This is a genomic window from Acidimicrobiia bacterium (genome assembly GCA_041394025.1).
Taxonomy (GTDB): Bacteria; Actinomycetota; Acidimicrobiia; order IMCC26256; family JAOSJL01; genus JAOSJL01.
This window is the reverse complement of the sequence record JAWKJA010000002.1, coordinates 29,534-44,326: the sequence shown is the minus strand read 5'-3', so window position 1 is coordinate 44,326 and position 14,793 is coordinate 29,534. Positions and strand designations below refer to the sequence as shown.

The following is a 14,793-nucleotide window of genomic DNA, read 5'->3' as shown; positions in this document are numbered from 1 at the left end:
TCTACAGCCTTTCTGCAATCGCGTCGCCGATCTCTGACGTCGTGCCGGACACGTCCTCCGAGGAGGCCACGGCCTCCCGGATCCGCGCGGCGGCCTCGGCATCGCCGAGGAACTCCAGCATCATCGCCGCGGAGATGATGGCCGCCCGGGGATCGGCCGTGCCTGTTCCGGCGATGTCGGGGGCGGAACCGTGGACCGGCTCGAACATCGACGGCCCCGTGCGGTGGGGATTGAGGTTCCCCGACGCGGCACGCCCGATCCCTCCCGAGACCGCACCACCGAGGTCGGTGAGGATGTCGCCGAACAGGTTGTCGGTGACGACCACGTCGTAGCGGCCGGGATCCGACACGAAGTAGATGCACGCAGCGTCGACATGGTTGTAGTCGGTGTCGACGTCGGGGAACTCGGCGGCGACGTCGTCGAACGTGCGTTTCCAGAGGTCGCCGGCGAAGGTGAGCACGTTGGTCTTGTGGACCAGGGTGAGGTGCCTGCGATCACGGGCCTGTGCCAGCTCGAAGGCGAAGCGGACGCAACGCTCGACACCGTGACGCGTGTTGACCGAGCCCTGGGTCGCGATCTCCTGGGAGGTGCCGTAGCGCAGGAACCCGCCCTCGCCGGCGTAGGAGCCTTCGGTGTTCTCCCGGATGACCACCATGTCGACACCGTCGTTGAGCTCCGACGGCTCGGCGACGAACGGTCGCATGTTGATGAACTGGTCCAACTCGAAACGGAGCTTGAGGAGGAGCCCACGCTCGAGCACCCCCGGTGGGACGTCGGGCGTGCCGACAGCGCCGAGGAGGACCGCGTCGAGATCGCGGATCGCCTCGAGCTCGTCGTCGGGCAGGACCTCGCCGCTCGACAGGTAGCGGGCTCCGCCGAGGTCGAACTCGGTCTCCTCGACGTCGACTCCCGCGGCGCGTACGACCTTGCGCGCCTCGGCCACGACCTCGGTACCGATGCCGTCACCGCCGATGATGCCGATCCTGTGTGTCATGTCGTGGTGCTTTCGCCTGCTGGTCGTGTGGTGCGACCGGAGTCGTCGAGAGGGCCCCGGACAGAAAAAACCGCCCACCGAGGTGGACGGTCGCGCAGACGCCGGAGGGCGGCGCCTGCTAGGGAATGACGATGACGGTGCGGGTGTCGTCGCGCCGGGTCCGCTGCATAGGACGGCTATCTTCGCAGGTCACGACGGCGAGGGTCAAAGGGGAAACCGGTACGCCAGGGCCTGCGGATCGTTCTTCTGCTGGGGATCGCGGTGCTGGTCGTCGTGATCCTGGAGATCGCGTGGTACTTCTTCGTTCGCGACGACGCGCCCCCGCCCCTCGAGCTGTCCGACACCCCGACGACCGAGGAGGGCACATCGCCGGCGCCGGGCACCGTGGACACTCCCGACGGCGACTGGGTCGTGGAGGTCGGTCCCGCAGGCTCCGAGGACTCCTCCGTCGTCGGCTACCGCGTGAACGAGAAGCTGGCGAGTCTGCCCGCGCGAAGCGACGCCGTCGGTCGCACCACCGCCGTCGAGGGAACCCTCCCGATCGTCATGGCCGACTACGGCATCGACCCCCCGAACGTCGCGGGGATCGTCGACGTCGACGACAACGGCGAGATGGAGTTCCAACTCTTCTTCGTGCGGGCCTGACGACGCACGGGAAACCCGGTCCGGCCGGACGCCGCCACGCCGGTAGACTTCTTCCATGGACGAAACACACCTTTCTCCGCGCGCGCTGGAACGGCTCCGGGAGGAGCTGGCCGAGCGCAGCGGCCCCGAACGTAAGCGGATCTCCGCGTGGATCGAGCGGGCCCGCGAGCACGGCGACATCCGCGAGAACGCCGACTACGACGCCGCCAAGAACGAGCAGGGTCACAACGAGGCCCGCATCCGTCACATCGAGGCCATGCTCAAGACCGTGGTCGTCGTCGACGTGGAGGACAGCGACACCGTCACGCCGGGCACGGTGGTCGAGATCCGCATGGGCGACGCCGACGAGACGATGACGTACCTGGTGGGCTCCATCGAGGAGCGGCACGAGGACTATGACGTCGTTTCACCCAGCTCACCGCTCGGTCAGGCGCTCATCGGTCGAACTCCCGGCGAGGTCGTGACCTACGAGGGGCCGCGCAGACCGCTCGAGGTCGAACTGGTCAGCGTCAAGACCCTCGACTGACTACTACGGGCACGCTGCTCGGTCAGCCGCCGCAGGCGGTGAGGGCCTCCACGGCCTCCACCTGGTTGGCAGAGCCGTCGGGTCCGAAGCTCTGCAGCCCGTAGGTGGCCACGATGTACTCGAAGGCGCACTCACAGGTACCGCGGCTGCCGCCGCCCGAGTCGAGGCAGATGCCGATGAAGCCCTCTCGCAGCTCCCCCTCCTCGTTCGGCTCGTCCTGGCTCGGTGGCGGAGCCGGAGTGGTTGGTGCGGGCTCGGGGTCGGGTTCGCCCGCCTGGTCCTGGGCCTGCCTTTCCGGGCCGCACCAGATCTCACCGGGTGGAAGGCCACGCCCCCCGCAGTTGTTCCCGAACGCCTCCTCGGGCGACCCCGCCTCCGACTCCGTGTAGAGATCGTCGCACGCGTCGTCGTCGCCGCCCTCACACGCCTCGTAGAGGTCGTCGATCCGGGAGTCGGCCGGGGAGCCCTCCTCGGTCGTCGTGGTGTTCTCGTCGGACTTCTCTGAGTCCCCGCCGCTGTCACATGCCCCCACGACGAGGGCGACGGCGACCACGAGGAACAGGAGACGGCGCATGGCGGACCTTTCCGTGTCGATGCGAAGCGGGGGGTGTCAGACGCAGGACGCCACGGCCTCGGCGACGACCGATTCGAGGTCCGGCGACACCGTCTCGAAGAACTCGAGGCCGTATTCGTCGACGATGTAGTCGAAGCTGCAGTTGCAGCGTTCGGGTGTGGACTCCCCACCCGACGCCGTGCACGACTCGACGAACGCGTCGCGGGCCTGGGCTTCGAGATCACCGGCGTCGGGGATTGGCTCCGTCGGCGCCGGCTCGTCCCTGTGCTGGGCCTGCCTTTCGGGACCGCACCAGACCTCACCGGGCGGCAGGCCACGCCCCCCGCAGTTGTTCCCGAACGCCTCCTCCGGCGACCCCGCCTCGGACTCCGCGTAGAGGTCGTCGCACGCGTCGTCGTCGCCCTCCTCACACTCCCTGTAGAGGTCGTCGATACGCGAGTCGGCCGGCGACGAGTCTTCCTCGGTCGTCGTCGTCTCGTCATCGGGAAGGACATCGGACTCGCCGCCGCCGCTGTCGCAGGCCGCAGCCACGAGGACGAGGGCAATCAGAACGGGCATCCATCGGCGCACGGGGTGGTTCCCTTCGTCGGGTCGGACATCCTCAAAGCTGAGCCGGGAGTCCGGCAAGCGGACGGACTATTGCACACACACCGTGGCGACGCACGGACCGATCCGGCGGGTAACACCACGGCAACAATGCGGTTGCGCTGCTGCGCCTCTCAGGCACGACCGGGACCGTGGCCGCCACCACCGGGTGTGAGAATCCTGATCACGTCACCGGCGTCGAGGTGCACGGTGCACTTGTCGGGCAGGCGCTCCCCCCGTGTCTCGTCACCTCCCGGGAGCAGCCAGTTCTCTCCCGTCGCCCCGGCGCCTCCGCCGTTCAGGCCGTAGGGGGCACTGACCCGGCGCTCTGTGACGAGCGAGAGCGTGACGGCCTCGAGGACCTCGAGATCGCGCTCGACACCGTCGCCACCGGGGAACTCGCCGTCGCCACCGCTGCTCCGGCGTAGCGAGTAGCGCCGCACCCGCACCGGGAAGTCGCGTTCGAGCGCCTCGACCGGCGTGTTGCGGGTATTGGTCATGTTCGTGTGCACGCCGCTCATCCCGGCACGGCCGGGTCTCCCGCCCTGACCGCCCGCGATCGTCTCGTAGAAGACGAACTCGCCGCCCCGCGGGTCACGGCCGCCGATGAGCACGTTGTTCATCGTTCCCTGACTCGCCGCCGGCACGCGCTCGGGCACCGCCTGCGCCAGCGCCCCGAGGCACACGTCGGCGACCCGCTGGGACACCTCGACGTTCCCCGCTCCGACCGGGGTGGGGGGTTGCGCGGCAATGATCGTCCCGTCGGGGGCGACGACATCGACGGGCCGCATGGCTCCCCCGTTGGCCGGAATCCCGGGGTCGGTCGCCACCCGGAGGGCGAATGCCACGGCGCTCTCGGTGACCGCGCGCACCGCGTTGACGTTGCCGTCGGACTGCGGCGCAGAGCCGGTGAAGTCGAAGCAGATCGCGTCGCCGTCGAGGGTGACGGCGACGATGACCGCTGCCGGCTCGCGTTGATCGTCACCGGCGCCGGTGGAGTCCATGACGTCGTCGAAGCCGTAGAGGCCGTTGGGCAGTTCCTCGAGCGCGGCGCGCATCCGGCGTTCGCCGTGCGCGAGCACGTCGCCGAAGGGTGCACCGGCGAGGGCGGCGAGCCGTGCGGCACCAATGGTGTTGGCGCCGCGTTGCGCCGTGAGGTCTCGGACGCGTTCGGTACCCGTACGCGAGTTGGCGGCGAACAGGGCGACCACGTCGTCGGTGAGGAGCACCGGCGGGACCACGAGGCCCTCCTGCACGATGTCGCGGGCGTCGGGTGGGATGGACCCGGGTGCCGCGCCCCCGACGTCGGCGTGGTGGGCACGGTTGGCGACCCAGCCGACGAGCTCGTCGGTCGCCGACTCCCCCGTGAAGACCGGCGCGACGATCGTGACGTCGTTGAGATGCGTACCTCCGTTGTGCGGGTCGTTCAGGACGATCTGCTCCCCCGGGCGGATCGCCTGACCTGCCGGTGACGCGATGGCCGCCAGAACCGACGCTGGCATCGACCCGAGATGGACCGGGATGTGCTCGGCCTGGGCCAGCATCTCCCCGTCGGGGGTGAACACGGCCGCCGAGCAGTCGGCGCGCTCCTTGATGTTGGGGCTGAAGGAACCGCGACGCAGCACGGCACCCATCTCGTCGGCGATACCGGACAGGCGCGAGATCAGCAGCTGCAACGACGCCGGGTCGATCCCCGTTTGATGCGTCCCTGAGGTCCGCATAGCGCGCTTCATGGACGCATCACGATGAGAGAACCGGTCGGATGGACGTCGGCATCCCAGCCGTCGGGGATCCACACGGTGCAGTCCGACTCGGCGACGACCGCTGGGCCCGTCGCAGCCTCACGGTGCACGGTGGGAAGGTCCGACACGTCGAGTGGTGCATCGCCACGGGCACGGGCCCGCAGCGCCACGACCTCGACGGGCGTCGTCGGGTCGCTCCACCCGTTGCGTCGTTCGTGCTCGTCGTGGAAGTCGTCGGGCGAGCCCACCATGATCTCGTGGCTCTGACCCTCGTAGCGGCAGTCGTAGGCGACCTCGACGTGCGGTCCCGCCGAACCCTCGGTCACGAGCGCTGCCACCTCGTCGGACAGCTCCCGTGCCGCGGCACGCAGCGCGTCGGACGAACCACCGGCGCCCCAGGAACGGACGAGCTCCCGTTGGAGCGGTGCCGTCAGCAGCCCCACGGCCGAGAACACCCCCGCTCTCGGGGGAATGACGACGGTAGGCATGCCCAGTTCGTCGGCGACGGCGCAGGCGTGGAGGGGCCCGGCCCCACCGAAGGCGATGAGCGCCAGGTCGCGTGGGTCGACACCGCGCTCCACCGTCACGACGCGTGCGGCCTGGGCCATGGTGGCGTCGACGACATCGACGACCCCCCGGGGATCCACGCCCGCCCGGCGGAGAGCAGCCTCGGCAGCGTCGCCGTCGAAACCGTCGAGGCCGGGGAAGGACCCGTCGGCGGGAATACGTCCGAGCACGAGGTCGGCGTCGGTGACCGTCGGCTCGACACCACCCCGTCCGTAGCAGGCGGGACCGGGAACGGCTCCCGCACTCCGGGGACCGACGGTGAGCGCACCACCGGGGTCGAGGGCGGCGATCGACCCGCCGCCGGCGCCGACGGTGTGGACGTCGAGCGCGGGAACACGGAACGGCAGGCCGCCGACCTCGAGGCTTCCGGCAGGCTCGGGCACACCGCCGCGCACGAGGCACACGTCGGTGGAGGTCCCACCCATGTCGAAGGTCACAGCGTCCGGCAGCCCGACGGCCGCCGCCACGGCGGCACCGGCGCGTACGCCCGCGGCCGGTCCCGACAGCAGCAACGTGACCGGCGACTCCGCTGCATCCGCCACTGGGACGAGGCCGGCCGCCGACGTCATGACGAGGGCTCGCTCGGCGAGATCGTCGACGCGGCGCAGGTAGTCACGACACACCGGACGCAGCGACGCGTTGGCCACGGTCGTGACCGTGCGCTCGTACTCACGGAACTCCGGTGACACCTGGTGGGAGGCCGTGACATCGTGGCCGCGGGCCGCGAGTGCGTCGGCGACCGTCCTCTCGTGTGCCGGGTCGACGTCACTGTGCAGGAGGCACACCGCAACCGCGTCGGCCTCGTCGGGGATGTCCGGAACGTCGTCGACAGAGACGGGCTCGATCTCACTCCCGTCGGCGGCCAGGCGGCCCGCCACCTCCAGGCGCAGCGCCCGCCCCACCAGGGGCACGGGACGGTCCACGAACGGGTCGTACAGCGAGGGACGGTCCTGGCGGCCGATCTCGATCACGTCGGCGAACCCGCGGTTCGTCACCAGCGCCACCCGACCACCGCGGCGTTCGAGAAGCGCATTCGTGGCGATGGTGGTGCCGTGGGCGAGGACTTCGGCGCGGTCATCGCCGGTCACGGCGCCGGCGCCCTCGGCGACAGCACCGGCGGGATCCTCCGGCGTGGAGGGCAGCTTGTGCACACGGCCGTCATCGCCCACGACATCGGTGAACGTCCCCCCGGTGTCGACGCCGATCCGCACTCCCCCAGCCTGACACGCAACCCCCGGTGCGTCAGTCAGGTCCGGATACACCTCATCGACGCACTAGGGAAATCAGGCGGCTTCCAGGACGTAGCCCCGGCCGCGGACGGTGCGGATGGCGAGACCCAACGGCTCGAGGCGCCGGCGCAGACGGAGCATGTGGACGTCGAAGGCATTGCGTTTGGGGGTGGTGCCCGGCCAGGCGCGACGGGTCAGGGCATCGCGTCCGACGACAGCGCCGAACCGCTGCGCCAACTCACCGGCCAGGCGGTGTTCGACCGGCGACAGGGAGACCCACGAGTCGCGGAACCGGATCAGGCCGTCACCGTTCACGTGCGGGATCGAGCCGTGGCGGAGCGCGCGTGCCTCGACACCGCGGCGGCGAAACTCGATGTCGGACTCCGAGGACGGGAGGCGCACCCAGTCCTCGAGGCAGTCGAACATGGTCGGTGGCTCGGCCTCCGGTGCGACGAGCACGAGGCGCGGACAGCCACGCTTTCGGAGGCCCCGGAGCCGCTCCTCATCGGCCGGCCACGTGACGCACTCCACGTCCATGCCTGACAACGCTACGGAGACGGTGTTTCGGCCCTGTTACGCCGCCGTTAGCGCTTCATCGCGGCCCGGTGAGGCCGGCGCGGCGCTCGAGGTCCCGAGCCGCCGCCATGACGGGTGCCGAGAACCGTCGACCCGGTGTCCTCCCCAGCCGTTCGATCGGGCCGCTCACGCTCACCACCGCCACGAGCCGTCCGTCCCGGAGCACCGGCGCGCTGACGCTGGCGACACCCGACTCCCGCTCGGCGACCGACTCCGCCCATCCGCGCTTCACGACACGACGGAGGTCGGGATCCTGTGACTCCCCCGGGTCGAGGGAGAAGGCACGAATGACGGTGCCGCCCGATCCCGCGTCGAGCGGCAGCGACGCGCCGACGGGCACGGTGTCGCGCAACCCGCTCGGGCGCTCGGACGACGCGATGCAGATGCGCCTGTTGCCGTCGCGTACGTAGAGCTGCGCCGATTCGTCGGTCGCGTCGCGCAGGGCGGTGAGAACACTGCGGGCGGCGTCGAGCAACGGGCCCGATCCGGCCGCCCCGGCCCACGCCGCGGCCCGGGCGCCGAGGCGGAAGCGACCTTCGTCGTCACGACCGACGAGGCCGTGGTGCTCCCAGGCTCGGGCCAGACGGTGTGCCGTGGGACGCGACACGCCGGTGGCCTCGACGAGTTCGGCCAGGCTTGCGGGTCCTGTGGCGAGCACGTCGAGGAGAGCGACGCTCTTGTCGACGACGCCGACACCGCTGTCGGACAGGGCGGCGGTCCCCGCTTGGCGCACCACCGCGCGTCTTTGTAGAGTGTCCATAGTCCGAAACTATAGTCTCACTATCTGAGATACTCAAATGACAGGGAGGGACGACGATGGGACGCACGCTCCCCGAGAAGGTGTGGGATCGCCACGTGGTGCGCAGCGCCGAAGGTGAACCGGACCTCTTGTACGTCGACCTCCACCTCGTTCACGAGGTCACCTCGCCCCAGGCCTTCGACGGTCTGCGCATGGAAAGCCGAACAGTTCGTCGTCCCGACCTGACGCTCGCGACCGCCGACCACAACGTCCCGACCACGGACCTCGATGGCCCCGTCGCCGACCCGGTCTCGCGCCGGCAACTCGAGGTCCTCACCGCCAACTGCGAGGAGTTCGGGATCCGCTGCTACGCGATGGGCGACCCGAATCAGGGCATCGTGCACGTCATCGGCCCCGAGCAGGGTGCGACCCAGCCCGGAATGACGATCGTGTGCGGCGACAGCCACACATCCACCCACGGGGCCTTCGGTGCGCTCGCTTTCGGGATCGGCACCAGTGAGGTGGAGCACGTGCTCGCCACACAGACGCTCCCCCAGCAACAGCCGGGCACCATGGCCGTGACCGTCGACGGCGACCTCCCCGAGGGCGTCACCGCCAAGGACGTCGTGCTGGCGATCGTCGCCCGACTCGGCACGGGCGGCGGGATCGGGTCGGTCATCGAGTACCGCGGCTCGGCCATCCGGGGCCTCTCGATGGAGGGCCGCATGACCGTGTGCAACATGTCGATCGAGGCGGGGGCGCGTGCCGGAATGGTCGCTCCCGACGACACGACCTTCGCGTACCTCGAGGGCCGGCGCTTTGCTCCCTCCGGCAGCAACTGGGAGAAGGCGCTCGACGACTGGCGCTCGTTGGCCACCGACGACGACGCCGGCTTCGACAAGGAGGTGGTGCTCGACGGCACGGCGATCGTGCCCGGCGTCACGTGGGGCACCAACCCGGGCCAGACCATCACCCTCGATGACGCCGTGCCCGACCCGTCGTCGTTCGCCGACGCATCGCAGCGTGATGCGGCGGAACGGGCGCTCGAGTACATGGGCCTGTCGGCGGGCACGGCCATGCGTGACATCCCGGTCGACACGGTGTTCATCGGCTCGTGCACCAACGCCCGGATCGAAGATCTGCGCGCGGCCGCCGACGTGGTACGCGGCCGTCGTGTCCGCGACGGTATGCGCGCGCTCGTCGTGCCCGGTTCGGCCGCTGTCGCCGAGCAGGCCGAGAGTGAGGGCCTCGGCGACGTCTTCACCGCCGCCGGCTTCGAGTGGCGCGGCCCGGGCTGCTCGATGTGCCTCGCCATGAACCCCGACAAGCTGGAGGCGGGCGAGCGCTGCGCGTCGACGTCGAACCGGAACTTCGAGGGGAGGCAGGGCCGCGGGGGCCGCACGCACCTCGTGTCCCCCGCCGTGGCGGCGGCCACCGCCGTTGCCGGTACGTTCGCCGCGCCCTCCGATCTCGACTGACCACGGCACGTCCGCGCGACGACGAAAGGAACCACGATGGAGCCCATTGCAGAGATCACCGCCCGGGGCGTGCCCCTCGAGCACTCCGACGTCGACACCGACCAGATCATCCCCAGCGACTGGCTCAAGCGCGTCGAGCGCACGGGCTTCGGCGAGGGGCTGTTCTCGGAGTGGCGTGAGCTGTCGGACTTCGTGCTGAACCAGGACCACCACACCGGCGCCGAGATCCTCGTGGCCGGCCCGAACTTCGGGACCGGCAGCTCCCGTGAGCACGCCGTATGGGCACTCATGGACTACGGGTTCCGCGCGGTCATCTCGTCGCGCTTCGCCGACATCTTCCGCAACAACTGCCACAAGAACGGGCTGCTGGCGGTCGAGCTCGACCAGGGCGTCGTCGAGCGGATCCAGGAGATCGTGACCCGCGACCCTGACGTGGAGATCGTGATCGATCTCCCCGACCGTCGCGTGATGGTGCCCGCCATCGACCTCGACGAGCCCTTCGAGCTCGACGACCACACGCACCACCGCCTCCTGCACGGCCTCGACGACATTGCCATCACGCTCAGTCACGCCGACGACATCGCGGCCCACGAGGCGCAACGCCCCGCCTGGCTCCCGACGACGTGACGGTATCGTCCGCTCTGTGAGCGACGGAGTTGGCCCGGGGGGCACCGGCGAGCTGGACGACCCGCAGCGGACGACCGAGCTGGCCGGGCGCTTCGACGCGATGTACCGCACCTCGGGTCGCGACGCCGCGGGAGTCCCCTGGTCGCAGCTGCGGCCACAGCACGACATCAGGACATGGCTCGACGACAACCCACCGGCACCCGGGGCACGGGCACTCGTCGTCGCCGCAGGGCTCGGCGACGACGCTGTCGCCGCTGAGCAGCGGGGATGGGACGTCACCGCCTTCGACGCCTCCCCCACCGCCGTCGACTGGGCGAGGGAGCGCTTCCCCGACGCCGGGGTCTCGTGGAGCGTCGACGACCTGTTCGACGCGCCGGGCGAGTGGGTGGGTGCCTTCGACCTGGTGATCGAGAACCTCACGATCCAGTCGCTACCGCCGTCGATGCGCGACGAGGTGTGCGCGACGATCGCGTCGTGGGTGAAGCCGGGGGGAAAGCTCCTCGTCGTCACGTTCCTGCGCCCGCCGGGCACGCCACAGGGTGAGGGGCCGCCCTGGCCGCCCGCACCCGAGGAGCTCGACGGTCTGAAGAAGGCAGGGCTCGAGGAGCAGGGCGCCACGGACTGCACGACCCCGGAGATCCGTGAGCTCGGGCTCCGCGCCGCCTTCGTCGTCTACACGCGCAGCGACGAGCCGACGGTTGTCGTGACCCACGCGGAGTCGCCGTTCGAGGCCGACATGCTCGTGTCGCTGCTCGAGTCCGGCGGCATCATCGCCACCGCCCAGCACCGACCGCTCGAGGACAGGACACAGACCCTGTTCTCGAAGCGCGGGACTCCCGTGTGGGTCAGGGCCGAGGACCTCGTGGCGGCGCAGGCCCTTCTCGACGCAGCACCCGAACCCGACTCGGAGTGAGCCGGCGTCCGACCGTCATCGCACAGCCGGCAAGTGCGAGAACGCCCGCGGTCGCGAGTAGCACCGGCAACGTCGCCGGCCCGGTCGCGGGAAGCGTCGGGATCTGGCCGGCACCCGTGGAGCCACCCGTCGGATCTGCTGTGGGCGTGGTCCCCGGCGTGTCGGCGGGCGCGGAACCGGGCGGCGGCGGGTCCGGTGTGGGCCCGGGAGCCGGCGGCGGCTCGGGAGCCGGTGGATCGGGTGGCACGGGGACGTCGACCGACCACACCGTCGCCGGGAACTCGCCGTCGCCACGGTCCGCCATACCCGTCACCCGGCCCGCGTTGTCGATCGAAATGGCGTACATGTAGTCGGTTGCCCCGTCGTAGGGAGGCAGTGCCGTGAAACCATCCTCGTCGGTGTGGATGTAACCCTTCAGATTCGGAGCCCACAGTGCACCGAGGACGATCTGCCCGTAGTTGTTCACAACAGGGTTGAGGGCGTTCTCGACGAACTGGAGATCCTGGATGATCATCAGCGTGGCACCTGCGGGAGCACCGAGGTCTTCGATACCGCCTGCGGCCGTCCAGCGGAAGAGGTGAACCTCTGCGTCACCCGCAGTCGTCGAGAAGCCGACAACGACACCGTCGTCGTTGATGCTGCCTGCATAGGCGCGGGTCCCACCCAGTGTGGGTAGTGCCACGGCCGGCTCGCCGGGCGCCCACAGCATGGGCACCGACGGGTCGGTCGCGCTCTCATCACCGGCGTAGCCGACGACGACACCCGACGCGTTGATGTCCGTGGCGCCTGCATCGGGTTGCCCGAGGGGATCAAGAACGGTCGGAGCCCCACCACCGTCCCACACAAGTGCCGACGATGTGTCCGCATCGAGGTCGCGGCCGTACCCGACAGCGGTGCCGAGGTCGTTGATGCCCCTCGACACCGTCTCATCGAGATCCGGAAGAGTAGGCAACACCGACGGTGCCGCGTCGGGCACCCAAACCGTTGCGGTCGGCGCATCGCTGCCATCCTCGGCAAAACCTGCGACGACACCGGATGCGTTCACGTCGATGGCCACCGACCCGACGAATCCTGCCGGCTCACCCAGCGGTTGCGGTGATGCGTCGGGGAAGAAGCGGTACGCCTTGGGGCCGTCGACCCAGCCGACGACATCACCGGCCACGTTGGACGCCATCGCCAGGTTGGCGCCACCGGGCGTCACGAAGCCGTAGTCGACCGGCGGGTCGATCTCAGCCGCCGCGCGCACAGGCCTCGGGAGACCCACTGCGACGAGGCCGACCACTACGGCCGCGAGGGCGACCGGCCGGAGACAGCGGTGACTGCTCATCGCCGTCGCACTCGCGAAACGGTGAGTCGACCGCCGAGCGTCATGGCCGATCCGGCGACGGTCAGCACGACCGCGAGGAATCCGAGGGTCGGCAACGCGCGGGAGCCCGTGGCGGGAAGCGTCGGTGCTGCTGCTCCCGTGTTGCCGGTGCCGGAGCCCGTGCCGCCCGCCGGGGAGCTCCCCGCGCCGTCACCGCCGGCTGGACCGGGATCCGGCGACGGAGCCGGAGGGCCCGGCGGCGCAGGCGGGTCGGGCTGGACGATCTGCCAGACAGTCGCAACCGGTTCGTTCGATGCCGAGATGGCGACGCCCACGATGCGACCGGCGTTGTCGATGTTGAGCGAGTATGCGATCTGCTGCGCGCCGGGGAACGCGGGAAGCCTGGTGAAGCCGTCGGCGTCGCTCCAGACATACCCCACCGGCAGTGGCTCGTCCCCTCCCACGAGAGCGACCAGGCTCCCGTGGCCGTTGCCGTTGATCTTCGGACCGATGAGCCTCGGGTTCTCGGGGAACATGACCAGTTGCGCGCCGGCGGGTACCCCGAGATCCTCGAGCCCGTCGGAGGTCCACCGCACGAGGTGGATTTCGGCGTCTCCGGCGGTCGTCGACAGGCCGATGACCTCTCCGGCGTCGTTGATGCCCGACGCCATCGCCATCGTTCCGCCGAGCGTCGGAAGCGTGACGGCAGGCTCACCGGGCTCCCAGAGAACAGGGGAGAACGGATCGTCGTCGTCGAACCCGCCGACGTAGCCCACCGCAATCCCGGCGTTGTTGACGTCGAGCGCGACAGCCGCTTCTGCTCCCAGGTCGTCGAGGGTGGTTCCCGATGGTCCGTCCCACCGGATTGCATGAAGCTCGTCGGCCCCCGCGCCCTTACCGAACCCGACGACGACGTTCGAGTCGTTGATCGCGAACGCCCACGTGGCCTCCATGTCGCTGACAGGGGGAAGCAACGCCGGCGCCTGACCGGGAACCCAGATGCCTGCATCGACACCCGTGCCGTCGCTCATGCTCCCGACGACGAGACCGGCACCGTTGATGTCCCAGGCGGCCGAGGCGGAGTAGCCCGACGGCTCACCCAGGAGCTGTGGAGGGCTGTCGGCGAAGAACTCGTAGGCGTGGTCCTTCCCCTCGAGATCTCCGGAGCCGACGACCCTGCCCGCCGTGTTGCCGGCGGTGGCGAACGGAGCGTCACCGGTCGAGATCGTCCCGTAGTCGAACGGGCCGTCGATGTCCTGAGCCGCACCGGCCGCAGGCGATCCGACCGTGAGCGCGAGCGATGCGACGGCTGCGAGCACGCCGACCGTCCCCATCCGTAGATCCCTGCGCACGACCGTCCTCCTCGGGCCACCGACCGGTGGCCGTCGGAGGTCCCATCGGCCGCGCGGGGCCAGGAGTGAGGTCGACGGGACGAATCCAGACGGAAGTAGCGCGAATGCACTACTCGGATTGGTCGCGGAGCCGGTGCGGAGAGTTACCGGGAGCGCTCGTGGCGGCGGCCGAGATAGTAGGAGGCCACCATCCCCCCACCGGCCGCGGCGCCGAGCACCCCGTACTTCGTGACCTCGGTGGCACGGCTGCGGAACTCCACGACCGGCCATCCGCGGGTGCGGGCGATCTTGTGGAGGTCGCTGTCGGGGTTCACGACCACCGGGTGACCGACCATCTCCAGCATGGGGAGGTCGCTCGACGAGTCGCTGTAGGAGTAGCAGAGCCGCAGGTCGTATCCCTTCTGCGCCACGAGCTTGTTGATGGCGGCCGCCTTGGCCGGCCCGTAGATCCACGGCGACGACAGCTGACCGGTGTAGCGGCCGTCGGTCGCCACCTCGGCCTCGGTGCCGATGGCGCCCTCGAGGCCGAGCTGGTCGGCCAGGGCGCCCACGATCTCGATCGGCGACGCCGAGATGATGTAGCGGTCCCGACCGGCCTCCTGGTGCATCTCCAACAGGTTGTTCGACTCCGGGCGCACCTTCGACACGAGTTTGGGGACCAGCTCGTCGGCGAGCTCGAGCATCGTTGCCTTCTCGGCCCCGGCCACGAGCTCCAGGGACGTCTCGACGGCCTTGCGGGACTGCTCGTCGGAACCACCGGTGATCCGGAAGGCGATGCCGTTGACCAGGGCCGCCAGCATGGGCGCGCCCGGGAGCATCCCGGCCCGCCACGCCGCGAGCGCCCACTTCACGACCGACGACCCCTGGATGAGCGTGCGGTCGAGGTCGAAGAAGGCGGCGCCTCGGCGGTCGGACCCGTTGGTCATGGCCGTCACGGTAC

At 70.1% G+C, this 14,793-nt stretch carries 15 protein-coding genes; 5 read left to right on the top strand and 10 right to left on the bottom strand.

The features are described 5' to 3' along the window. Position 1 precedes the first annotated feature (1 nt). Positions 2 to 994, bottom strand: a complete 993-nt coding sequence (locus R3A49_00220; GenBank protein MEZ5169157.1) for a 3-isopropylmalate dehydrogenase — start codon at positions 992 to 994, stop codon at positions 2 to 4. Positions 995 to 1,255: 261 nt separating this feature from the next. Between R3A49_00220 and R3A49_00215 the strand changes: the two genes are divergently transcribed. Next, positions 1,256 to 1,639 carry a hypothetical protein gene (locus tag R3A49_00215; protein ID MEZ5169156.1) on the top strand — a complete coding sequence of 128 codons (384 nt, stop codon included), beginning with the start codon at positions 1,256 to 1,258 and terminating at the stop codon, positions 1,637 to 1,639. Positions 1,640 to 1,694: 55 nt separating this feature from the next. Beyond that, positions 1,695 to 2,165 (top strand): transcription elongation factor GreA, encoded by a 471-nt coding sequence (gene greA / locus R3A49_00210; protein ID MEZ5169155.1) that lies wholly within the window; start codon positions 1,695 to 1,697, stop codon positions 2,163 to 2,165. 22 nt (positions 2,166 to 2,187) lie between these two features. Here greA and R3A49_00205 read toward each other — a convergent pair whose 3' ends face one another. The 6 genes from R3A49_00205 to R3A49_00180 form a co-directional block, all read right to left on the bottom strand. Beyond that, complete coding sequence (locus R3A49_00205) at positions 2,188 to 2,739, bottom strand: hypothetical protein (GenBank protein ID MEZ5169154.1); 552 nt, start codon at positions 2,737 to 2,739, stop codon at positions 2,188 to 2,190. 36 nt (positions 2,740 to 2,775) lie between these two features. Further along, positions 2,776 to 3,309 carry a hypothetical protein gene (locus R3A49_00200; GenBank protein MEZ5169153.1) on the bottom strand — a complete coding sequence of 178 codons (534 nt, stop codon included), beginning with the start codon at positions 3,307 to 3,309 and terminating at the stop codon, positions 2,776 to 2,778. A gap of 149 nt (positions 3,310 to 3,458) precedes the next feature. Beyond that, positions 3,459 to 5,045: a hydantoinase B/oxoprolinase family protein gene (locus tag R3A49_00195; protein MEZ5169152.1), complete on the bottom strand. Its 1,587-nt coding sequence runs from the start codon at positions 5,043 to 5,045 to the stop codon at positions 3,459 to 3,461. Between the two features lie 8 nt (positions 5,046 to 5,053). Next, on the bottom strand, positions 5,054 to 6,844 hold the full coding sequence (locus R3A49_00190) for a hydantoinase/oxoprolinase family protein (GenBank protein MEZ5169151.1): 1,791 nt from the start codon (positions 6,842 to 6,844) through the stop codon (positions 5,054 to 5,056). A gap of 72 nt (positions 6,845 to 6,916) precedes the next feature. Then, positions 6,917 to 7,399, bottom strand: coding sequence for a winged helix-turn-helix domain-containing protein (locus tag R3A49_00185; protein ID MEZ5169150.1), 483 nt, complete (start codon positions 7,397 to 7,399; stop codon positions 6,917 to 6,919). 55 nt (positions 7,400 to 7,454) lie between these two features. Further along, on the bottom strand, positions 7,455 to 8,174 hold the full coding sequence (locus tag R3A49_00180) for an IclR family transcriptional regulator (GenBank protein MEZ5169149.1): 720 nt from the start codon (positions 8,172 to 8,174) through the stop codon (positions 7,455 to 7,457). Positions 8,175 to 8,254: 80 nt separating this feature from the next. Between R3A49_00180 and leuC the strand changes: the two genes are divergently transcribed. The 3 genes from leuC to R3A49_00165 are packed head-to-tail and all read left to right on the top strand — an operon-like array spanning position 8,255 to position 11,195. Continuing rightward, positions 8,255 to 9,655 carry a 3-isopropylmalate dehydratase large subunit gene (leuC, locus tag R3A49_00175; GenBank protein MEZ5169148.1) on the top strand — a complete coding sequence of 467 codons (1,401 nt, stop codon included), beginning with the start codon at positions 8,255 to 8,257 and terminating at the stop codon, positions 9,653 to 9,655. Between the two features lie 36 nt (positions 9,656 to 9,691). Beyond that, complete coding sequence (leuD, locus tag R3A49_00170; protein MEZ5169147.1) at positions 9,692 to 10,282, top strand: 3-isopropylmalate dehydratase small subunit; 591 nt, start codon at positions 9,692 to 9,694, stop codon at positions 10,280 to 10,282. Between the two features lie 16 nt (positions 10,283 to 10,298). After that, positions 10,299 to 11,195 (top strand): methyltransferase domain-containing protein, encoded by an 897-nt coding sequence (locus tag R3A49_00165; GenBank protein ID MEZ5169146.1) that lies wholly within the window; start codon positions 10,299 to 10,301, stop codon positions 11,193 to 11,195. On the opposite strand, the gene R3A49_00160 is transcribed toward R3A49_00165, so the two are convergent. The 3 genes from R3A49_00160 to R3A49_00150 form a co-directional block, all read right to left on the bottom strand. Continuing rightward, complete coding sequence (locus R3A49_00160; protein MEZ5169145.1) at positions 11,128 to 12,522, bottom strand: hypothetical protein; 1,395 nt, start codon at positions 12,520 to 12,522, stop codon at positions 11,128 to 11,130. The two genes, R3A49_00165 and R3A49_00160, sit on opposite strands and share 68 nt — an antisense overlap. Then, positions 12,519 to 13,853: a hypothetical protein gene (locus R3A49_00155; protein ID MEZ5169144.1), complete on the bottom strand. Its 1,335-nt coding sequence runs from the start codon at positions 13,851 to 13,853 to the stop codon at positions 12,519 to 12,521. Before R3A49_00155 ends, R3A49_00160 begins: the two co-directional genes overlap by 4 nt. A gap of 143 nt (positions 13,854 to 13,996) precedes the next feature. Beyond that, positions 13,997 to 14,779 carry an HAD-IB family hydrolase gene (locus R3A49_00150; protein ID MEZ5169143.1) on the bottom strand — a complete coding sequence of 261 codons (783 nt, stop codon included), beginning with the start codon at positions 14,777 to 14,779 and terminating at the stop codon, positions 13,997 to 13,999. Between the last annotated feature and the right edge of the window lie 14 nt (positions 14,780 to 14,793).